Annotated in this window: 19 protein-coding genes and 1 riboswitch; of the genes, 7 read left to right on the top strand and 12 right to left on the bottom strand. The window is 42.6% G+C overall.

The window, feature by feature from the left end; all coding sequences use genetic code 11:
* Window positions 1-12 precede the first annotated feature (12 nt).
* Entirely contained in the window at window positions 13-390 is a 378-nt protein-coding gene (locus tag ACSVI6_RS02480) for a hypothetical protein (protein WP_491720906.1), read from the top strand.
* 184 nt (window positions 391-574) lie between these two features.
* Complete coding sequence (locus ACSVI6_RS02475) at window positions 575-1,030, top strand: Fur family transcriptional regulator (protein WP_491717141.1); 456 nt, start codon at window positions 575-577, stop codon at window positions 1,028-1,030.
* A 49-nt stretch (window positions 1,031-1,079) separates the two neighbouring features.
* Here ACSVI6_RS02475 and ppcA read toward each other — a convergent pair whose 3' ends face one another.
* From ppcA to lysA, 8 genes are all read right to left on the bottom strand, one after another.
* Complete coding sequence (ppcA, locus tag ACSVI6_RS02470; protein WP_491720124.1) at window positions 1,080-2,561, bottom strand: phosphoenolpyruvate carboxylase; 1,482 nt, start codon at window positions 2,559-2,561, stop codon at window positions 1,080-1,082.
* A gap of 58 nt (window positions 2,562-2,619) precedes the next feature.
* Entirely contained in the window at window positions 2,620-3,699 is a 1,080-nt protein-coding gene (locus ACSVI6_RS02465) for an aspartate-semialdehyde dehydrogenase (protein ID WP_491717140.1), read from the bottom strand.
* A gap of 18 nt (window positions 3,700-3,717) precedes the next feature.
* The gene (locus ACSVI6_RS02460) at window positions 3,718-4,902 is read right to left on the bottom strand and encodes an aminotransferase class I/II-fold pyridoxal phosphate-dependent enzyme (protein ID WP_491717139.1); all 1,185 of its coding nucleotides are present in this window, start codon (window positions 4,900-4,902) and stop codon (window positions 3,718-3,720) included.
* Window positions 4,903-4,977: 75 nt separating this feature from the next.
* On the bottom strand, window positions 4,978-5,748 hold the full coding sequence (dapB, locus tag ACSVI6_RS02455; RefSeq protein ID WP_491720905.1) for a 4-hydroxy-tetrahydrodipicolinate reductase: 771 nt from the start codon (window positions 5,746-5,748) through the stop codon (window positions 4,978-4,980).
* Window positions 5,748-6,656: a 4-hydroxy-tetrahydrodipicolinate synthase gene (gene dapA, locus ACSVI6_RS02450; RefSeq protein WP_491717137.1), complete on the bottom strand. Its 909-nt coding sequence runs from the start codon at window positions 6,654-6,656 to the stop codon at window positions 5,748-5,750. Before dapA ends, dapB begins: the two co-directional genes overlap by 1 nt.
* A 12-nt stretch (window positions 6,657-6,668) precedes the next feature.
* Entirely contained in the window at window positions 6,669-7,823 is a 1,155-nt protein-coding gene (locus tag ACSVI6_RS02445; RefSeq protein WP_491717136.1) for an N-acetyldiaminopimelate deacetylase, read from the bottom strand.
* A gap of 4 nt (window positions 7,824-7,827) precedes the next feature.
* The gene (gene dapD / locus ACSVI6_RS02440) at window positions 7,828-8,532 is read right to left on the bottom strand and encodes a 2,3,4,5-tetrahydropyridine-2,6-dicarboxylate N-acetyltransferase (RefSeq protein ID WP_491717135.1); all 705 of its coding nucleotides are present in this window, start codon (window positions 8,530-8,532) and stop codon (window positions 7,828-7,830) included.
* A gap of 46 nt (window positions 8,533-8,578) precedes the next feature.
* Window positions 8,579-9,892 (bottom strand): diaminopimelate decarboxylase, encoded by a 1,314-nt coding sequence (lysA, locus tag ACSVI6_RS02435; protein WP_491720904.1) that lies wholly within the window; start codon window positions 9,890-9,892, stop codon window positions 8,579-8,581.
* Between the two features lie 129 nt (window positions 9,893-10,021).
* Window positions 10,022-10,204: riboswitch (Lysine riboswitch) on the bottom strand.
* A 179-nt stretch (window positions 10,205-10,383) separates the two neighbouring features.
* On the opposite strand from lysA, the gene ACSVI6_RS02430 reads away from it, so the two are divergent.
* From ACSVI6_RS02430 to ACSVI6_RS02410, 5 genes are all read left to right on the top strand, one after another.
* Window positions 10,384-11,751 carry an aspartate kinase gene (locus tag ACSVI6_RS02430; RefSeq protein ID WP_491720903.1) on the top strand — a complete coding sequence of 456 codons (1,368 nt, stop codon included), beginning with the start codon at window positions 10,384-10,386 and terminating at the stop codon, window positions 11,749-11,751.
* Window positions 11,752-11,756: 5 nt separating this feature from the next.
* Entirely contained in the window at window positions 11,757-12,743 is a 987-nt protein-coding gene (dapF, locus tag ACSVI6_RS02425) for a diaminopimelate epimerase (protein WP_491720902.1), read from the top strand.
* Window positions 12,744-12,949: 206 nt separating this feature from the next.
* Window positions 12,950-13,630 (top strand): VIT1/CCC1 transporter family protein, encoded by a 681-nt coding sequence (locus tag ACSVI6_RS02420; protein WP_491720901.1) that lies wholly within the window; start codon window positions 12,950-12,952, stop codon window positions 13,628-13,630.
* 18 nt (window positions 13,631-13,648) lie between these two features.
* Window positions 13,649-14,347, top strand: a complete 699-nt coding sequence (locus tag ACSVI6_RS02415; protein ID WP_491720003.1) for a VIT1/CCC1 transporter family protein — start codon at window positions 13,649-13,651, stop codon at window positions 14,345-14,347.
* A 124-nt stretch (window positions 14,348-14,471) separates the two neighbouring features.
* Window positions 14,472-15,740 (top strand): M20/M25/M40 family metallo-hydrolase, encoded by a 1,269-nt coding sequence (locus tag ACSVI6_RS02410; protein ID WP_491717129.1) that lies wholly within the window; start codon window positions 14,472-14,474, stop codon window positions 15,738-15,740.
* 164 nt (window positions 15,741-15,904) lie between these two features.
* Here ACSVI6_RS02410 and ACSVI6_RS02405 read toward each other — a convergent pair whose 3' ends face one another.
* The 4 genes from ACSVI6_RS02405 to ACSVI6_RS02390 all read right to left on the bottom strand — a co-directional run bounded on the left by ACSVI6_RS02405 (window position 15,905) and on the right by ACSVI6_RS02390 (window position 21,050).
* Window positions 15,905-17,017, bottom strand: a complete 1,113-nt coding sequence (locus ACSVI6_RS02405) for a PTS sugar transporter subunit IIC (RefSeq protein ID WP_491720900.1) — start codon at window positions 17,015-17,017, stop codon at window positions 15,905-15,907.
* A 157-nt stretch (window positions 17,018-17,174) separates the two neighbouring features.
* Window positions 17,175-19,166, bottom strand: a complete 1,992-nt coding sequence (locus ACSVI6_RS02400) for a S9 family peptidase (protein WP_491720899.1) — start codon at window positions 19,164-19,166, stop codon at window positions 17,175-17,177.
* Window positions 19,159-19,941 (bottom strand): YibE/F family protein, encoded by a 783-nt coding sequence (locus tag ACSVI6_RS02395; protein WP_491717126.1) that lies wholly within the window; start codon window positions 19,939-19,941, stop codon window positions 19,159-19,161. The genes ACSVI6_RS02400 and ACSVI6_RS02395 overlap by 8 nt, the downstream gene beginning before the upstream one ends.
* The gene (locus ACSVI6_RS02390) at window positions 19,938-21,050 is read right to left on the bottom strand and encodes a YibE/F family protein (protein WP_491720898.1); all 1,113 of its coding nucleotides are present in this window, start codon (window positions 21,048-21,050) and stop codon (window positions 19,938-19,940) included. The genes ACSVI6_RS02395 and ACSVI6_RS02390 overlap by 4 nt, the downstream gene beginning before the upstream one ends.
* Between the last annotated feature and the right edge of the window lie 245 nt (window positions 21,051-21,295).

Below are 21,295 nucleotides of genomic sequence, written 5' to 3'. Positions count from 1 at the left end.
GAGATGTTAATTTTGAATCATTTTGAGGGTCTACACCCGATTATAACGGCTCATTATAACTTGGACTGGTTAACCAAATTCAAGCTGACATCCGTTGCCACAATGCAAAAATCATTGATGAAACCAGCTGACGTTGTAACCACTAGTACATTCATTAATGAAACGATGCGTAACGTAATGGCTGGCAAACAATTAACTTGGGGCATTGGCACTAAACAAGGCGATCTAATCGGCATTATTAACATTACTAATCTAAATCAGAATGCCGTTGACGTTACCACCCAAGTGATCCCTGAATTTAAAAATGCGTTGATTGAAGAGGAAGTGCAAAAAAGCATTACTAGCCTCTTAAATGGTATCAATCGAAAAATCGGTTCATGGAAGTCTTAAAAACGAGTCAAACCCTTTCAAGATCCTATTCTAATTCTCAATTAGGATGGGGTCTTTTTTGATTGGAATTTTAAAGATTTATTACGTTCAAGGCAATTGATTGATTATTTAGCTAAATTCATTTATATTATAAAATAAGTGTAATTAATTAATAATTATTATAAAGTGGCAGGAGGTTAGCAATATGAAAAATGAATCTGTTTACGACAAGTCCATTGCCATCTTAAAAGAAAACCATGTTAGAATTACCCCACAGCGTCAGATTATCTTGAAATATCTGATCAATCACCATAATCATCCATCTGTTGAGACCATTTACAAGGCCCTTGAAAAAGATTTCTCTAACCTTAGTATGGCAACCGTTTATAATACGCTGCGACTCTTTGAAGACTTAAACATCATTATTCAGCTTCCCAATAAAGATGGTGGGGTCCGATTTGATTTCTTTGGCACTCCACACTTTCACGCCATTTGTGAAAACTGTGGTAAAATCATGGATATTACATATCCCCGTTATCAAGAACTCGACACCGAGCTTCAAGATATTACCAAAAACCAAGAACCAGATTTCACCCCTACTAAGTCTAAAATTGAAGTCTACGGACTTTGTAAGGAATGCCAAGCTAAATTAAAGCCATAAAAAAAATCAGATTGAAAATTAAATTTTCAATCTGATTTTTTATTATTGATTAACCCAAGAAGTTTCTCAACTTAGCTTGGCGTTCGATTAACATGGTTCTAGTTTCTTTATCATTGATCCGATCTAAGTCGGCTGCTAATTCAGCATGTTTTGCTTGGTCAGCATCAGTTGGACCAGCTTGGATATCAAATAATTCATCCAATGCTAATACGTCCTTTTCGACTGCTTCCCAGGCTGGGTTTTGCTTCTTTAAGGCCTTCATTGCAGCTGGACTGTAGTACTTAGCAACGTGAGCGAAATCGTGACGAATGTTTGGATAGTACTTAACAAGCGTTTCGAATTCTTTCTTGCTCAATTGTTGTAATACGCGACCAGTTCCGATCAATTCTGGTGGCACCCCTACTGAATAGAGAGCTCCAGTAAATGTGATTGCCCGTGGCATCTTGTAACCATCGACATCCCGTGAGTAACCAATGATTCCAACGTGTTGGTGTCTGTCACGCCGCTTTGGAAAGGCGTCGAACACTGGTTGGAGATCATTGATCAATGGATCTAGTGTTTCGTGATATTGCTTAGCAGTCTTACCAGCAATGCTCAACAATACTTTTTGGTCTTCATCCTTAATTGGATGGAATTCGTTCTTTTGTAAACCAGTCCGTAACTTTTCAATTGCTGGTTTAACTACGTCTAATGGATAGTCGTATCTAAATGCAGATTGAATCGTTGCGGTCTTTAGACCAGGGAATTCTTGGAGGTAGCGATCGATCATTAATGGTGAAAGCCCCCCTCTAAAGATGGTACTACCAGTTCCTGCGATTGGGTAAACTGGGAGGTTTGATTTTTCAGAAAATTCAGCTAACTTAGTTAAAGCTAACTTGTTTCCGATAATACTATTAATGAATCCGTTGGAAAGGGCAGAATCTGACCCAGCCAAGAATACACGCACGTAAGGCACTTCACGGTTAAAGTGTTCCTTGTAAAGTTCAACGAACTTACTTAGGACCTTAGGAGCATTTAATTGGGCTTCAAAACTTTCAAATAATGGGATCATTTGAAGTGTATCAGCATTCTTAAAGCCTTGACTAAATTCCTTGTCCTTAAAGTGTGCTAATCGAGAGAATTTTTCTTCCATTTCAAAGAGTTGATCAGCGGATTGAGTCATTGGTAAAATCGCTTCGAACAATGGACGGTTTTCAAATCCAAGGTCACGAGCAAAATCTTCAGCTAATAACATGGTCGTCATTGCTTGCATTAAGCTATAACCTTTTTCTTCCCAAATGTTAGGTAAACGGAAAGTTAAGAACTTATCCTTGCCAAGTGGGTGTTGCTTGAAATATTCATAGTGTTCCGTGTAAAGCCGACTAATTACTGAAGCATCGGCATGCTTACCTTCCCAGTCCCACATGTATTCGTCAGCATTCAATCGCGAGAAATTTTCGTATGCTTCATCAATTTCACGTGATGCTGAAACGAATGGACGAGTATGCTTAAAGAATGGAATGTTTGCGTTATCTGGGTGCTGAGTACCCATAATGTTTGGAATCTTGCGACTCAAAATAAAAACCCCCTATTAGTTACGAAAATTGATTTTACTTAGCCTGGTAATGGTCTTCTGGAACGTGAACGAGGTCTTGTTCTACCAATCGTTCTGCGTTTTCAACTGTGTTCCAAGCTGCTCCCTTTAAGAGGTTATCAGCAACGACCCATAAATGAAAAGCACCCTTATTTTCTTGATCTGGACGCACCCGACCAACGAATGTTTCACGATGACCTTCAGCAGTTAGTGGTTGTGGGTATACTTGGTGGTCAGGATCGTCTTGGAGCGTTACCCCATCTGCATCCCGAATTGCAGCCTTGATATCATCAACGGTCGCATTCTTGTCTTCAACTTCAAAGTAAACCGATTCACCATGTGAAATTGGCACTGGGACCCGTACACAGGTAGCAGTCACCTTAATATCACTAGCATCCATGTCGTTTAACATAATTTTCTTAGTTTCATGGATCATCTTCCATTCTTCATGGGTGTAACCATCTTCTTCGAAAACATCGATTTGTGGTAAGAGGTTAAATGCTAATGGGTAGTGTTTCTTATCGCTAGCAGTTGGTAAGATATTGGATTCCATCTTCTTGCCATCAAGGTAGTCTTGGGCTTGTTGATAAAATTCATTTAAAGCTGATTGACCAGCACCAGATGCTGCTTGATAAGTAGATACCACGATCTGCTTCAAACCAAATTTCTTAAAGACTGGTTGGAGTGCCACTACCATTTGGATCGTTGAACAGTTAGGGTTTGAAATAATCCCCTTGTGGTTCTTTAATTGTTCAACGTTGACTTCTGGAACCACCAATGGCACTTCTGGATCCATTCTATAAGCACTGGTGTTATCAACACACACGGCGCCACGCTTAACAGCTTCTGGTAAGAATTTCTTTGAAGCCGCCCCACCAGCAGATGCAAGCACTAGGTCAACGCCATCAAAGGATTCTGGAGTTGCTTCTTCAACGGTCACTTCTTGGCCCTTAAATTTCATTTTTTTACCAGCAGAGCGCTTCGAAGCTAAGAGCTTGATGTTCTTAACGGGAACCGTAGAATTAGCTAATTGATCGATCATCCGCATTCCAACGGCACCAGTAGCACCTAGAATTGCGACATTATATTCTTTCATATTAAATCATCCTTTGTTTTAGATTTGTTGAGCTAGGAATTTTTCAATTCTGTCCATGGCTGTCTTGATATCTTCATCTGAAGCAGCGTAAGACATCCGAATGTAGCCTTCACCACCAGGACCAAATGCACTTCCTGGGATCACACCGACCCTAGCTTCACGAGCTAGAGCCAATCCAAATTTAACATCGTCTTGTTCCAAATTAGCAGGAATCTTAGCAAAGATGTAGAAGGCCCCTTGTGGTAAGGCAGTCTTAAAGTTCATCTTTTCAAGACGGTTGCTAATGTAATCACGCCGTTTTTCGTAAATTGCACGCATTGAAATCGGATCATCAAGTCCATTTTGTAATGCTTCTGCCGCAGCAGCTTGGTCGATGTCTGAAGGACAAGTAACCATAAATGCATGGGTCTTGGTAATTTTTTGTACGATTTCAGCAGGTCCAGCAACGAAACCAATCCGCCATCCAGTCATTGCGTGGGACTTAGAAACCCCATTAATGTGAATTGTTTGTTCTGGAATAAATTCAGCGATTGAGTGGTGTTCAACACCATAAGTTAATTCACTGTAAATTTCATCAGAAAGAACAAATAGATTGTGTTGCTTAATCACATCTGCTAGTTCCTTGATCAATGATTCTGAGTATTCAACCCCAATTGGATTACTTGGGTAGTTCAATAGGATTGCCTTAACAGAGTCGCCTTCCTTAGCAAGCACTTCTGATAAGCGTTCAGGAGTAAGGTAAAAATCATCCTTTGAAGTATCAACATTGATGACTTCGCCACCCAATAGCGTCACGATTGGTTCGTAAAGCGCAAAAGTTGGCGTAGGCAAGATAACCTTATCACCAGGGTTTAAGATGGTTTCGAAAGTCGCATAAATTGCTTCAGTCGCACCAATCGTAGCGATGATTTCTGTTTTTGGATCATATTCTAATCCGCGTGTAACTGATAAGTAGTGGTGAATCGCATTTCTTAATTCAATTGTCCCTGGTTGAGCAGAATAATGAGTATCATTATCTTGGATCGCCTTGATTGCAGCTTCTTTAATGTGTTCTGGGGTATTTAGATCTGGTTCCCCAATCGTAAGTTTTACGATGCCATCAACATCTGAAATTTGTTTATCAAAACTTCTAATTCCTGATGGTTTTACTAAGTCTAGCCGTTGGTTGTAAACACGGCTAAGCTTTGGTGATAAGTTTGGCATAATCGCTGATTCCTCCTGAATTGTTTATTCTCTGATAAAAATTTTTAATTCATTAATATTAGAATTATCTTAATTTTACAAAACATTTTCTAATCCGACAACTAATTCAGGCAACTTTTTAACATTTTTTACTGCAACTTTAACTCCTTGCATAAAAGACGAACGATCAAAGGAGTCTTGCCGAATCGTAAGTGCCTCTCCAGAACCGCCAAATAATACCTGTTCATGAGCGATGTAGCCTGGTAATCTCACTGCATGGATTCGAATTCCATGATAATCGCCACCCCGTGAACCAGGCAGGGTTTCCTTTGAATCCCCCTGTTCATGTTCTGGACGAACTTCATCGATCATCTTAGCAGTGCTCAATGCCGTTCCAGAAGGCGCATCCTTTTTGTCTTCATGATGCATTTCAATCACTTCAACGTCTGGGAAGTATTGGGCAGCTTCCTTTGCAAACTTCATCAATAGGACTGCTGATAACCCGAAGTTCGGCGCAATCAATCCACCAATTTGTTTTTGTTTTGAAAGTGCAATCAATTCAGCTTCCTGGTCATCAGTTAAGCCGGTCGTTCCGATCACTGGGTGGTAACCATGTTCAAGGGCGAACTTAGTGTCTTCGTGCACTGAATCTGGAATCGTAAAGTCAACCCACACTTCTGCATCTGAATCGACTTGGCTCAAATCATTGAAGACCTTTACTGAACCGTCCAAGCCATAATCAGCTGCTTCCTTATCAGCACTAGGGGCGTATACCGCTACTAGTTCGAATTCGGGGGTTTCGTTGATCATTGTAATGGCCTTTTGCCCCATTGAACCAGTGAAACCAGCTAACAAAATTTTTACCATTATACTAACTCCTCTAACTTATGATTTAATGCATCCTTGTTCAAGCCTAACCGAACGGCTAGGGCTTGCTTTTCTTCATTATCCAATGGCAAGATTGGGAGCCGACATGCGCCGACTTGATACCCTTGCGCATTTAAAACGGCCTTTACGGGGGCTGGTGATGGGTACATGAACAATGCTCCCATTAGTGGGGTCAAATGCCGTTGCATTGCCCCCGCCTTTTGATAGTTACCGGCTTCTAATGCATCGTACATCGCCCGCATTTCAGGACCGTAGATGTGTGAAGCAACAGAGATCACACCGCGCGCTCCAATGACCTTTGCGAATAACGCTTGGGCATCTTCACCACTGTAAACGGCAAAATCAGCAGGCGCATTTTGGACTAGAAATTCCATGTCTTCCATTGAAGTACATTGCTTAACCGCCACAATGTTTGGGTTCTGTGCTAATTCCAACACCGTTTCGTTTGCCATCGTCACACCAGTTCGGCCAGGAATGTTGTACATTACCACTGGCATGTTGCCTTCGTTCGCAACAGTTGTAAAGTGGGCCTTCATGCGTCGTTGATCAGGCTTGTTGTAGTATGGAACCACAACTAATGCCGCATCGATTCCTTTGATGTGACTAACTTCCTTAGTGAATTCAACGGTTTCTGCAGTATTATTACTACCAACACCAGCAATTACTGGAACTCTGCCATCCACGATCTGACCAAATTTAGTGTATAATTCAATCTTTTCGTCATGGGTCAAAGTTGGTGTTTCACCAGTGGTTCCGCCAATCACGAAGCCCCGATTACCTTCCTTAATATAGCGGTTCGTAAGTTCAGCTAACGTGTCAAAATCAATCTTGCCGTTCTCATCAAATGGTGTAATAATTGCGGTCATTAAATCTGCATTTTCAAACATAGTAAGTCCCCCTTAATCCTGTTGCATTCGATATTCTAAAAAGCCTGTGATGGCGTGAATGCCTGGTACAATTGCTTCTTCATGTGGTGTAAACGTGGATGCGTGTAATTGTGAATCATCATCCACCCCGAGCCAAAACATCGTGCCGTGAATTTTGGATAATAAGTACCCAAAGTCTTCTCCGGTCATTGCTGGTTCAGTTTCAATAAAGTTTACTTGGTCAGCTTGTTGCATGTACTTGATAAAGTTTGCGGTCAACTTGGGATCGTTTTCAACTGGCAGGTAGCCGCCTTGATTCAACTCCACGTTGACCTCACAGTTATAACTGCGGGCAATTCCAGCTGCCACATCGCGAATCCGTTCGTCGATCGTTTCGATCATCGTTTGCGTAAGCCCGCGAATCGTTCCTTCGATGCGTGCTTTACCAGCAATGACGTTTCTGATCGTCCCAGCTTGGAGCTTGCCGAACGTGATCACGCCACTTTGGATTGGATCGATGCTTCTGGAAATGATGGTTTGAATCTGGTTAATAAATTGGGCTGCTACGACCACCATGTCATTCGCATTTTGCGGATAGGCAGCATGGCCACTCTTCCCAATCAAATCAACATTGACCTCAGTCGTACCCGCAAATAGCGTTCCCATTCGACACCCAATCGCACCAGTTGGTAAATCAGGTGTATCGTGGAGCCCGTAAAATTCATCGGGTCGCCATTGACCTTCAAAGACTCCGGCTTCATAAGCTAACTTCCCACCATTTTCACTTTCTTCGGCTGGTTGGAAGAAGAAGATCAAATTATCCTTTGGTTGGTGGCTCGCAAAGTAGCTCAACACCCCAAGGGCCACCGTCATGTGAATATCATGCCCACAAGCGTGCATTACGTCAGCATTTTGAGAGGCATAATCCAATCCAGTCTCCTCAGTAACTGGTAATGCATCAATATCTGCGCGGTAGCCAATCGTTTTCGTCGGGTTGCTGCCTTGCACCCTTACTAATAATGCGGTTGGCAGCGATTTGATTTCCCTAATCGAAAGGTTCGTTTGGTCGAACTGTGCGATGATCGATTTCAGATAAGCGTGCGTTTTGGTTTCATGCAACGCTAATTCTGGAATCTGGTGGAGGTGTCTGCGAATCTGAATTAAATCTGCTTCCTTTAATGCTGGCATTTGATCACAACTTTCTTAAATCGTCTTCGAGCGTCGTCTTGGATTGCGTTTTGGCATCAACGTCTTTGATCTTTCTAGCGGGGGTTCCTGCTACCATCGTGTATGGTTCAACATCATGAGTAACGATGGCTCCAGCGGCAACTACGGCCCCTTCACCAACATGAACTCCTTCGATCACAACGGCGTTTGCTCCGATCAATACGTTATCGTCGATCCGCACTGGTTCGGCAGAAGCTGGTTCGATCACCCCAGCAAGAACGGCTCCAGCACCGATGTGGGAATGGTTACCAACGATGGCACGGCCACCCATGACTACTCCCATATCGATCATTGAATTAGCACCAATTTCACAACCGATGTTAATGATGGCACCCATCATTACTACGGCGTTATCACCAATCAATACTTGGTCGCGAATGATTGCACCTGGTTCGATTCTGGCGTTGATATTCTTTAAATCTAGCAATGGAACGGCTGAGTTACGGGTCCAGTTTTCAATTTCATAGTCGCTAACGGCTGAATCCTTAAGGATGGGAGCAACTTGTTTCCAATCCCCAAATACGGTTGCTGAATCAACCCCCTTAAATACCTTTACGTCTGCTGGAAAATCGATTTGATCGATCTTACCATTTAAGTAAACCTTAACTGGGGTTTTCTTTGGTGCAGTTCCAATGTAGTTAATAATTTCGCGTGCGTCTAATTGTGCCATTTTTAAATTACTCCTTTAAATTTTTCTACTATTATATTTATGATTTTTATTTGCCATCTAATCCAAAATCAAGGCGTTCTAGATCAGCGGGGGTTTCCCTTCTAGTAACTAACGTTGATTTTCCATTATCAACAAAGACAATGGCTGGTTTCGGGTTAAGGTTGTAGTTAGAAGCCATTGCATACCCATAAGCTCCCGTATCGAACATGACAACCACATCCCCTGGTTTGGTTTCTGGCAGTGGAAGGTCATCGATCAAGATATCACCTGATTCACAATACTTTCCAGCCAGGTGAACGTGTTCTACGATCTCAGCTGCGGGACGGTTAGCAACGACTGCTTCGTACTTAGCTTCGTAAAGGGCTGGTCTAATGTTATCACCCATCCCACCATCGACTGCGACGTACGAGCGAATTCCGGCAACGTCCTTGCGTGAACCGATCGTGTAGAGGTTATAGCCGGCAGGTCCTACGATCGAACGGCCTGGTTCGATCCAAACAGCTGGTGTGGTCAAGCCGTGGTCCTTGCTAGCTTGCTTGATCGTTTTAATGATCGCATCGACGAATTGTTCTGGTTGAAGGGGTTTGTCCTCTTCGGTATAACGAATTCCAAACCCACCGCCGACATCAATGACACGAGCTTCATAATTGAAGCGTTGTTTCCAATCAGCAGCTAATTGCACTAACTTTTCAGCCGCTAATTCGAAACCGTTTAGTTCAAATATTTGTGAACCGATATGCGAATGAATCCCAATCAATTCCATTCTAGAATGGGTCAAGATAATCTGTAATGCCCGTTCGGCTTCGCCTGATTCAAGATCAAAACCAAACTTACTATCAACTTGACCAGTTTGGATGAATTCATGGGTATGGGCTGAAATGCCGGGGGTGATTCGCATCATTACCTTAATGTGGGCGTCTGATGATTCTAATACTTCATTTAATAGGTCGATTTCATGAAAGTTATCTAATGCGATCACACCAACGTGGTTATCGACAGCCATTTGCAATTCTGCACGTGATTTATTGTTCCCGTGAAAAGTCATGTGTTCAGCGGGGAAGCCAGCGTGTAATGCCATGCTCATTTCACCTGCTGAAACAACGTCAACGTGACAATCCATTGAATTCACTAGTTGATACATTGCGGTGTTGGCGAATGCTTTACTAGCGTAGCAGACTGCATATTCAACATCGTTGTTCTTAAATACCTCTTGAAAGTGTTGAATTTGACTCTTGATTTGATTTACATCGTACACCACTAACGGTGTGCCGTACTGGCCAGCAAGCTCGACTGCATCACAACCACCGATGGTTAGATGGCCTGCAGCGTTAATATCAGATTGGCTAATCTGTTCGTTCATAAAATTACCTCCAAGTTTTTTACGGGGTCCCTATTCTTGAAAACAAAAAAGGGATTCTCTCGCATGGGTGTGGTCCACATCCATACAAAAGAATCCCAATGGTTTTTATCCATCTTAATTTCTGGTTTCAATTGTCGAAAGCGCTCCACAAGATTATTCTCGTGACAGTCCGCAGCCTATTGAACTACGTCCCAGCAAGAAATCCACTGTAATGAACTTCTAGCTTCGGCAACCGCACTTTTCAATCAACGTCTTCGTCATTACAGTGACTCGATCGGTTTAATAGTCTTGGTCGCGACCTCTTCGATTGCTTAAAATACTAAAGCATTTTTAGCCCTTCGTCAACCGTTTTGACGAAAAAACTTTTTTTATATTTTTTTATTTCTATATAGTGATGCAATTCATCGCATAATGTCAATTCTTTCAGCAGTTGATTAAATTTTTAATCATGTTAGAATTCATTGTGAATATTATTAGAGGAGTGACACACCGTGACCAAAATCATTAAGTTTGGGGGCAGTTCATTAGCGAATGGTTCCCAATACCAAAAAGTAATCGACATTATCAAGGCTGATGCTAGCCGCCAGATCATCGTTGTTTCCGCACCTGGCAAACGCTTTGATGATGATATCAAAGTAACCGACCTATTAATCAAATACGCAGATCAAACCATCAAAAAACAAGACACCGGTGAGGTGTTAAAAACGATCATTGACCGTTATCAAGCAATCGCAAATGATTTTCAAGTTTCTGACGACCAATTCAAGGTCATCAAAGACACCCTATCCGCATTACCTACTCATCAATATCCAAATGATGAGTACCTAATGGCAGCTTTTAAGGCCCACGGTGAAAAGTTAAATGCTGAATTAATGGCGCTCGTCTTAAATCAACTCGGTATCAAGACCCGCTTCGTTGATCCTGCCGAAGCTGGAATCGTGGTGAGCGATGAACCAAATAGTGCGACCGTTCTTCCAGAAACCTACCAAAACCTGGGTAAATTCGGCTATGGTGATGAAAAGCTCGTCTTTCCTGGCTTCTTTGGGGTTACTAAGGATGGCAACATCGCAACCTTTGCGCGTGGTGGTTCCGACATTACCGGTTCAATCGTCGCACGCGGGTTGAACATCCCGATGTATGAAAACTTTACCGACGTCAGTGCCATTTACGCTGCCAACCCCAAAATCATTAACAATCCAATGCCGATCAAGAAAATGACCTACCGCGAAATGCGGGAACTATCATACGCTGGATTCTCCGTTTTCAACGATGAAGCCATCATTCCAGCAATTGAAGGTAAGGTCACCATTAACGTCCGTAATACTAACGACCCAGACGCACCTGGTACCTTGATCGTGCCAGAAGGATCGTTCCAATCCGAACATGAAATTACTGGGGTGGCTAGCTCCAATCACTTTTCGGCCCTCTACCTCCATCGCTACTTGTTGAACAAGGAAGTTGGCTTTACGCTCAAACTACTACAAATCCTTTATAAGCACGACATCTCATATGAACACATGCCATCTGGAATCGACGATTTAACGATCATCTTTGAAGATAGCCAACTCACCGATGAAAAGATGCGCGCGGTCGGTCGTGAAATCAGCGAGACCCTCCACCCCGATAAGTTGAACTGGATTCGTGATTACTCAATCATCATGGTCGTCGGCGAAGGCATGATCAACCAGACCAACGCGCTCAGTAAGTCGATCGACCCACTCGCAGCCGATGGTATCAAAGTCAACATGATCAATCAGGGAGCATCCCAAATTTCCATCATGATTGGGACCCGCAAGGCAGATGCCAACCGTGCCGTTAAGGATATTTACAAACAATTTTTTAGTTACCAGGAGGTTTAATCATTATGGCCCATTTATTAAAAGTTCACGGTTCTGAGAACCAATTCTTTATTCTTGATCAAACTACTTTAGATACGCCCCTTTCAGCGGATGAATTGACCCACTTGGCCCAGACCATCTGTCAACCCAATAACTTATTAGGCGGCGCTGATGGTGTCTTAGTCGTCGATAAGTCTGATCACCCCAATGTACTCGGCCGCATGGAAGTCGTTAATGCTGATGGGAGTCGCGCTTCGATGTGTGGGAACGGACTGCGGTGTGTTTCCAGATACATCTCGGATAAATTCGGCCAGGATGAGTTCAAGGTCGAAACCCCAGCGGCCGACCTATTTGTTGAACGACAACCAGAGCTTGCGGATAACGTTACCGCCTTTGCAGTCGAAATCTCGCCCGTTCGTTATCAAAAACAAGCCTTCCCATTTGATAACCTGGGAATGGATAAGATCATTAACCAACCACTCCCTGAATTAAACGACCATTTGAAATTCACAACGATCGCCGTTCCTAACCCCCACTTGATCAGCTTCGTTGAAACCGACCAAGACTTAAACGATACGCTAGGTGACCTTGGTAAGCAGTTGAACGCTAAGAACCCCTACTTTTCCGATGGTGTGAACGTCAACTTTGCTAAGATCTTAGGGCCTAACCAAATCTTTGTGCGGACCTATGAACGCGGGGTTGGTTTCACGAACGCCTGTGGGACTGGGATGTCAGCTACCTCACTTGCGTTCGCATTGAACTATCCTGATATGGTCGACATCGAACAACCGATCGAAGTGACTAACCCAGGTGGGATGGTCAAAACGATCGTGCATCCCAATGATGAAAATCAATGGATCCAATTAATTGGAAACGCAACCTTCACCTACCAAATCGAAATTGACGAAGCCGATTTGCATCACGCTAACGTTACGGCTGATTCAGGTCAAGTCACTGATACAGGCGAAGAAGTTTCCTACCAGGAATTCATCAAATCATTACAGTTAAATTAATTTAAATTTGAAGCGATTGGATTGCAATCGCTTTTTTTATTGCTTCAAAATGCGTTACCATAAAAATATGTACTGTTCCCCTAACTTTTAAATTCGTATTTATAAACCCTTTACAACTAGATCTAACTGTTTTATAATAAACGTTGTTAGTTAATAATTATTATAAAGTAATAAAAATAATTATTTTAAGAAGGGACGGGATTAGAATGGCAAAAGCAACTTTAGCACAAAAAATCAATGTAATTAGAGCCAGCGTGATGGGGGCCAACGATGGCATTTTATCGGTCGCAGGAATCGTCATCGGGGTCGCTGGAGCAACTGCGAACTCATTTGCGATCTTTATTTCAGGAATCGCTGGGATGATCGCCGGAACGGTTTCAATGGCAATGGGCGAATGGGTCTCGGTTAGTACCGAAAAGGACTCCCAAAGAAACGCGATCAACGATCAAAAAGCGGCCCTAGCAGCTGACTACCAAGGAGAGTTTGATTTCGTTAAACAAAAATACGTGCATGCTGGCATTGATACTGCCCTAGCAACAAAGGCAACTCAAGAAATGATGAATAATGATGCCCTGGTCACAACGGTGCGGGAAAAGTATGGATTTAACGTTAATGAATTTACCAGCCCATACGCAGCGGCAATTGCATCAATGGTCTCTTTTCCAACTGGTTCTATTTTACCATTAGTAGCCATCGGTCTGTTTCCCAGTCATTTAAGGGTCGCAATGACATTCATCGCGGTCGTCATTGCCCTTGCAATCACTGGTTATTCAGCCGCCGTATTAAGTCAGGCTAATCGTTCTAAATCGGTGCTTAGAAACATTATCTCTGGAATGCTAACGATGATCGTTACCTACTTGATCGGTAAAGTCATCGGGAATTTATAATCTAAGGGGGCTCATCATATGCAACAAACTAAACAAAATCAACGGCAAACCATGGCCGAAAAATTAAACACGCTCCGTGCTGGGGTATTAGGTTCCAATGATGGTATCCTAACGGTCGTCGGGGTCTTATTTTCAGTCGCCATCGCCACTACCAACCCGTTCACCATTTTCATTGCTGGTCTATCTGATCTATTAGCCTGTGCCTTTTCAATGGCTTCTGGTGAATACGCATCCGTTAGTTCGCAACGTGATGCCGAAGCTGCCGCTGTCAAAGCAGAACAAAAGCTACTAAAGACTGATCTTGAAGGAGAAATTAACACGGTTAAGCAGTATTACGTTGAACGTGGTATTACCCCAGAAACCGCTGCTCAAATTGCAAAGGAACTCATTGATAAGAAGCCATTGGAAACGATGGTCAACGTCAAGAACAACCTCCAATTGGGGCATTATATGAATCCTTGGAATGCCGCATTTTCATCACTGTTCTCAGCTGCACTGGGTGGGATTTTACCACTGGCAGCAATGTCATTGCTACCCGCTAGCGTGCAATGGCCTGGGACCATCGTCGCAGTGATCATCTCAGTGGCCATCACCGGCTTTTTAAGTGCAAAGCTCGGCAACGGACTGGTCAAAACCGCAGTTATCAGAAACATCATTATTGGCATCTTAACCATGATCATTCACTACTCAGTTGGGAAGTTAATGAATCAATTCTAAATATCGCGCAATCTAAGAGGGGCTTCTCGTTCGAGGGGGCCTTTTTAATTTGATATTAGTTAAGTTATAAAATATAATGATTTAATAATGCGCTTTTATTTAATAGCTATTTACGGAGGACAATATGGAAAAAGAAACCAAGATTAAAATTTTAAAGGATTTAATTGATATTAAATCCGTCAACGATAATGAGACCGCGGTTGCAGAGTACCTACTTCGCCTCTTCCAAGAATATGGTATTAAAGCCAAACTAGTTGCTGAATTTCATAATCGCAGTAACATCGTAGCTGAAATCGGTAATGGAAACCACCCTAAGTTAGCTCTTTCAGGCCACTTGGATACCGTTCATCAAGGTGACGAGCGGACATGGAAAACCGATCCGTTTAAAGGGACCCTTAAAAAGGGCCGCATGTATGGGCGTGGCGCTGCTGATATGAAGGCTGGGCTGGCTGACCTTGCAATCGCAATGATCGAACTAACGGAATCGGCAACCCCAATCAATGGTACGATTCGATTCATTGGGACGATTGGTGAAGAACTCACTGCGGCTGGTTCTAAGTTTTTAACTGATAAGGGCTACGTTGACGATCTCGATGCAATGGTCATTGCTGAACCAAGTGGGGTTTCACTACATGGGCTTCGCTCATACGTTAATAGTGATGGAATCACCATCGAACCAACAGTCCTTAAGAACCTTTTAAAGAAGGCCTTTCTATCGGATGCATTAGAACAACATTTCATCATCAAGGCTCATAAGGGCTGGATGGCATACCGAGTTACCGCTAAGGGCAAAGCAGCCCATAGCTCAATGCCACAAATGGGGATCAATGCCATTGATACATTGATACAATACTACCTTGCTGAAAAAGAATTTTACGCTAATCTAACCGAATCAGACCCTGAACTCGGGCGGACAGTTTATTCTCCAGATATTTTTAAGGGTGGTGAACAAATTAATTCCGTGCCCGATCTAGCTTATGAAATCGTAAAGGTACGGACAATCCCCCAAGTTTCTAACCATGAATTAATTGAGCGATTGAACCAATTGATCACAAAATTAAATGCTCAACCAGGGATCGAATTAGAGTTAACGGTTGAACACAGTGAACTACCAGTCAAAAGTGATAACCATACCCACCTAATCGAACTGTTCCAAAAACACGCTGAGCATACCATGCACGAACCAGATCAGCTCCCCGCCATCGGGGTATCGCTTGGGACCGACGCATCTGAATTTAGACGGCACAATGAAAAGATGGACGTTGTGGTGTTAGGCCCTGGGAACACAACTTCTCACAGCCCCAATGAATACGTTGAAATTTCCACTTACCTTGATATGATCAAGCTTTACAGGGCGACCATCGTTGATTTCTTGGCTAACAATCAAGAATAGGAGGCTGGATTTTGTTTCAGTTTATTAAAGAGCATGCTACCATCATTTACGCAGTTGTCGTTGCATCAGGAGTCACAATCGGGGGCATTATCTGGATTATCATGTCCCTTTAAAATAAAAAAAGATCAAGGATAGTTATAATGACTAACCTTGATCTTTTTAATTTATCTAATTTCATGCTTAAAATCTTCCGGTTGGTAGGCGTTGAACCATTTAATAAAGGCCCAATTAACTAATCCTCCAACAACAAGTGGAACAATAATCCAAGTAATTAACGCGGGGCCGATCCCAATCAAGTGGGTAATGAATTCCCGCTCCCCCTTATCCGCAATCATGGATTGAATCGGTGATCCAAATCCGATCCAGCCCAGTCCAGCAGAGGTCGGGGTCCCTTGAACATCGAATAATACGACGGGAATCGCTGCCAATCCAGCGGTCGTAATGAAGGCAAGGATGGTAATCGGTTTTTTAAATACCGTCGTCATCATCCCCATCATCGCCCCCATGAAAATGGCAATCGAAGTCCCCTTTTTATTTACGAGCAATGAATTAATCAATAGAATCACCGTCGTACAGACGACCCCTATCCCCGCGGCTGCAGCACTAACCTCAGAAAGCGAGATGGCCAGGGCAATTCCAACCGTCGAAATCGGCGTAATGGTCAAGAATGCAAAGACCATCGCGATCAAAATGCTCATTAGGAGTGGTTGGAAGGCGGTCAGAGAATTAACCAGTTCGCCTAACGTGGTTGTAATCGCACCAACGTATGGCGACATTAGGTAGCCAATCAAGCCCACTAGGCCACCCACGATCAATGGCGTTAGGATGACTGAAATCGATCCAAAGCCATTTGCATACTTTTCTAACAATTTAATGGCTACTACCGCTAGGGTTGCCACAATAATTGCGTTGATGACATCTCCCGAACCATTGGCAACGTAAAAGGTACTGGAAACGGGATTATCAATATTAGTGATCGGATCGGTAAATCCTGGACGCGTTGAGACCCATTGAATCGATCCAGAAGCCGCCCCAGTGGCAAGCATTACTGCCCCTGTGTCTAATGCCTTCATTTTAAATTGGCCTGCCACTGCCATTCCAATCAAGATTGGGATGAAGACATTAAATAATACTAAAATCGCATTCAAGTGCATCGCCCATTGGACCTCTTGGTTGATCAACGGAGCTAATACATACTTTAAAATGGCTGCTGGGAGGACCCCAATCAAGATTCCCTGTGCGGAACCCGTTAGCACCCTGGTAAATAATTTTTTCACTAACTTTTTATGTCTACGGCCAATCGGCTCAGATTTCGAATTAGTACTAATTCACAACACTCTCCTTTTATTGTTTTTCATATCAAATTTTTTATACACTTAGTATAGCATAATTACAAAATTAAATAAAGCCATCGAATGAACGATGGCTTTACTTTTAAATTGATTCATTATTTAAATATCTGCGGAACCATTCTGTAACATCTTCTAGTCGCTGAACCCGTAAGTTCGGCAACCCATGCCTAGAAAGCCCGTGGTAAGACTGTGGATAACGGATGTAATCAACATCGGTGCCAGTCTGCTTAAGGGCGGTAAAGAACGCCTCACTTTGGTTCGTTGGGACTCGCATATCGTATTCACCGTGTTGGATTCTAACGGGAGTTTTCACCTGATCAGCATACTTTAGTGGTGAACGATCCCAGTAGTAATCATTGGCATCATCGGCATAAAGATCCTTGCCCAATTCAGCACTTGCGTAACGAATCCCAATATCACCAGTGCCATATAATGCTTGCCAATCAATAATTGGCCGTTGAACACTTGCAGCTCTAAAGCGATTCGTATGGCCAACCGCCCAGGCCGCAAAGAAGCCCCCGTAAGAACCACCAGCTAAAAAGACCTTATCGGCATCCAAATCACTGTAATGATCCAATGCAGCCTGTAGTCCAGTCATGATATCATCGTAATCCATTTCACCATAGTGGCCCATTAATGCCTTTTCAAACTTTTGCCCATAGGTAGTAGACCCCCTGGGGTTTAAGAACACGACCGCAAATCCACTACTGGCTAAGTATTGGAATTCATGCATGAATGATTCCCCGTATGCATCGTGGGGGCCACCGTGAACATATAAAACAACTGGCGATTTTTGATTCGGATCGAAATTATGGGCGTGCATTACCCAACCGTAGATTTTATCCTTGCCATCACTAGTGTCATAGGTAAACCCGCCCACTTCGGCGTACTCATGGGTAGCTTCATAGGCCTGATTAGGATTGTAAATCCCCCGTTCGTTGAACTGCTTTAAGTCGACAATTCTCAACTCGCTGGGTGATTTTTGAGACGATGCGCTGATCAAAACATGGTTCACATCAATGGGGACAAAGTCATAGATTTCACTATGGTTATCACGCACTAATTGAATGTCACCATCTAAGTTTCCGGTATATAACTGACTATAACCATGGTGATAAGCATGGAAAATGTAATGTGAACTATCCAGCCAAAAAATACTTAGATTACTGCGTTGTTGAGCAAAGTCAGTACTCAACCCCCCAGCAAATCCAGCATCGATATCATCATTTAAGTTTAGTTGGTAAAGATTCCCATCATCAATTGGGTATAAGTAGAGGTGGTTAACGGTCGCATGAACGTAGTGATTATCATTACCGATCACGATAATATTTTTACCATCTGGTGAAAAACGAGCATCGGTAAAGATCCCACTAGGCATTTCACTGGTTACCCACGTTTTTTTCTTATTAGCAATGTCATAAAGGTATAATGCCGCCGTATCATCAACCGAGTCGGTCAAATTATGCATTGTAGATTGAATAAAGACTAGCCTTGTCAAATCAGGACTAATCCCTTGAAAATCTAAGTCATAGTTACTTTCGAACAATGGCACTTCTTGTTGAGTCTGCAAATCAAACATCGTCAACGAGTAACGCTTATCATTAGAAAGCCAACCGATTCCATCAAGACGATTATCTAGCTTGGTAATATGCCGAATTTGCGGACGGTCACTGGTGTTGAACTTACTAGAAACGTTCGTATGCACCCTTTTTAAAACCAAGACGTTTTCATCAGGAGTCATGCGCATTTGAACGATCGAATCGGCATCAGTAACCTGCACTGCATCCCCGCCAGAAAGGGGCATCTTCATCAACTGGTAGCGCCCCTTAGAATCTAAGTGGCGATAATACAGATCAGTATGGGTCCCAACTGGTTGAACGTTAATCCCACCAGTTGCCCAGATTTGGTAATGTCCATCCGTATCAACACTTGCAATCTGCGAAGTATACTTATTTGCTGCTTTATCAATCCCGTTTTCCACAAAAAAGGCCCGTTTCCCAATTGGATTGGGTTGGGTTAAGGACTTTAGCTGATATAGATCCTGTGCACTGACGCCTAATTTAGTATTAGTCATGTTTATCGACCTTCCCCTTTTTTCTTTTTCTAATTTGATATTGTTGTGCCATTACCAATGCTGTAACTGGAATCGTGATAATAACGCCGAGCAACGAAAATAAAATGATGATGAACTGCCCAGCAAAGACCTTGTCATTAATAATACTGCCAAGTGAGTATTTTAGGCCCGCAAACCAAATAAACAGGGATAATGAACCACCGAACAAACCGAAGAATAGCGTGTTCAGAGTGGTTCCAATGATTTGCTTCCCCACTAAAATCCCATCGGCAAATAGTTGTTTCGGTTCAATCTTTGGGTGTTGCTCGATAATTTCATCTAACCCCGAAGCGATTGCCATTGTGGCTTCGGCAATTGCGCCTAGGGTACTTAAAATTGCAGTTGCGATTGCCACTTGAACATAATCAATGCCAACTAGAATTGACATCCCCTCAAGGTCATCACTATCTTCAAGCCCAAACCCTTGTACTTGCGCCCAATGCTCAACTGGGATGATCAACAAGACCAATAACCCCAGTACCACTAAGGAAGCTATAAAGGCAATTTGACTCGTTTCATCACTCGTCCCACTAAGAAAGATCGTGATTGACAAAATGATTACTCCGGTCACAAGGGTGACTATCAAAGATGAGAAATGAAACGCAATCAAAACAATGGCAAAGAATAAAAAGCCAAAGTTCAGCAGCAAACTAATGAATGACTGAAGGCCCTGTTTACCGCCCACAACCACCATCAATACTAATAATATCAAACCCAATGCGGTAATTGTACTCATTTGACTTTTGCCCCCCGTTTTTCAATCATTAAGCTCGCAAGCCCACTTGCCAGTGGAATCGAGATTACGATTCCAATTCCACTAATGAGGCTTTGCACGACTCCTAACGACATATTCATTGAAAACGAGTAACCCCAAGTATTGCCATTTTTTAAGAATAGCAGCGCCATTGGAATCGTTTCCCCCATAAAAATAAAGAATAACACGTTTAATAACGGTCCCATGATCGATTTACCGATTTGTTGCCCGGATAAAAAGATCTGTCGACTTGAAATATCGGGACGCTCCTTTTTTAGTGCGAAGAGCGAAGAAACGATATCGGTAGACTCATCCATGACCGCTCCTAGTGAACCAATCATAGTGGCAGCTAAAAACAACGGGCGCGGTAATTGGGTCACATACTGCATCGATTCGTAGTAAACCCCCCGTTCATGGGTAAAGACAAAGACTACTAGTGCAATTAAAATCGAAGCTGCGGTTCCTAAGACCGTTGAAAGCAACGTTACTAACATCTGGCGGGTAAAGCCTAAAATTAAGATCAACGTGATTACTGAGAACACGACCGCTAGCACAGAAAACACCATTAACACCTGGGTCCCTTGACTATGGCCATTTAACATTACCGCAACGACAAATAAAATCGTATTGACCACAATGCTCAACAATGCTGTTAACCCACTTAGCTTTAAAAAGATCAGTAATAAACAAGTGGCTAATAACACTAAAAATGTAATTGGCACATCGCGCTTGTAGTCCTTAATCGTTGTGCGATAGTTTTCACTCGGGTGAACCACTACGAACGCTTTTTGCCCGACCTCATACTTATGATCCATTGTCTCAGAAGTCGAATAGGTATTTTGCACCGTAATGTGGCGTCCCTTTTGCTTACCATTCAACAAAATCCCGCTCAACGTTTGATTCGTCTGTGAATCCGAGTTATGAAATTCATCCGTGGTCGTAGTGGTCTCCCCCTGCGTCACACTTTGCACTAACATGATCGGTTGTTTATAGAATCCATCATCATGCATCACTGCGAACATAACTAAAACACTTGCTAAAACTAACCCTAAAATTAATTTCCAAGGAATTTTATCAATCAATTTTTGCATCATTTTCATCTCAATCTAAAAAAATTTATAATTCATTCTAACACACTAATCTAATCACGTTTACCACTGACATTTAGTTAGTTCAATTTCCTAATTGATTTGACACAAACTTTTATTTTCTTTAAGGTATTATATATAGTTTGTCTAATTAGGACGTTATGTCCTGTCAAAATAAAAGAGCCCACCTGGCCCTTTTTTTTATTTTATTGCTTAGATAGGGCTGCCGTCCTATCTTTATTTTTAAC

Source organism: Nicoliella sp. ESL1106, assembly GCF_058509965.1.
Note: the sequence above shows the minus strand (reverse complement) of the source record. Positions and strands in the feature narration are given on the sequence as shown.

Bases quoted from the DNA above. Each gene is read 5' to 3' on its own strand.
- ACSVI6_RS02395 (WP_491717126.1), bottom strand. From the start codon at position 19,941: ATGAGTACAATTACCGCATTGGGTTTGATATTATTAGTATTGATGGTG.
- dapA (WP_491717137.1), bottom strand. From the start codon at position 6,656: ATGTTTGAAAATGCAGATTTAATGACCGCAATTATTACACCATTTGAT.
- ACSVI6_RS02420 (WP_491720901.1), top strand. From the start codon at position 12,950: ATGGCAAAAGCAACTTTAGCACAAAAAATCAATGTAATTAGAGCCAGC.
- ppcA (WP_491720124.1), bottom strand. From the start codon at position 2,561: ATGGGTACTCAGCACCCAGATAACGCAAACATTCCATTCTTTAAGCAT.
- dapD (WP_491717135.1), bottom strand. From the start codon at position 8,532: ATGGCACAATTAGACGCACGCGAAATTATTAACTACATTGGAACTGCA.
- ACSVI6_RS02475 (WP_491717141.1), top strand. From the start codon at position 575: ATGAAAAATGAATCTGTTTACGACAAGTCCATTGCCATCTTAAAAGAA.
- dapB (WP_491720905.1), bottom strand. From the start codon at position 5,748: ATGGTAAAAATTTTGTTAGCTGGTTTCACTGGTTCAATGGGGCAAAAG.
- ACSVI6_RS02445 (WP_491717136.1), bottom strand. From the start codon at position 7,823: ATGCCAGCATTAAAGGAAGCAGATTTAATTCAGATTCGCAGACACCTC.
- ACSVI6_RS02460 (WP_491717139.1), bottom strand. From the start codon at position 4,902: ATGCCAAACTTATCACCAAAGCTTAGCCGTGTTTACAACCAACGGCTA.
- ACSVI6_RS02400 (WP_491720899.1), bottom strand. From the start codon at position 19,166: ATGACTAATACTAAATTAGGCGTCAGTGCACAGGATCTATATCAGCTA.
- dapF (WP_491720902.1), top strand. From the start codon at position 11,757: ATGGCCCATTTATTAAAAGTTCACGGTTCTGAGAACCAATTCTTTATT.
- ACSVI6_RS02465 (WP_491717140.1), bottom strand. From the start codon at position 3,699: ATGAAAGAATATAATGTCGCAATTCTAGGTGCTACTGGTGCCGTTGGA.
- ACSVI6_RS02415 (WP_491720003.1), top strand. From the start codon at position 13,649: ATGCAACAAACTAAACAAAATCAACGGCAAACCATGGCCGAAAAATTA.
- lysA (WP_491720904.1), bottom strand. From the start codon at position 9,892: ATGAACGAACAGATTAGCCAATCTGATATTAACGCTGCAGGCCATCTA.
- ACSVI6_RS02390 (WP_491720898.1), bottom strand. From the start codon at position 21,050: ATGCAAAAATTGATTGATAAAATTCCTTGGAAATTAATTTTAGGGTTA.
- ACSVI6_RS02410 (WP_491717129.1), top strand. From the start codon at position 14,472: ATGGAAAAAGAAACCAAGATTAAAATTTTAAAGGATTTAATTGATATT.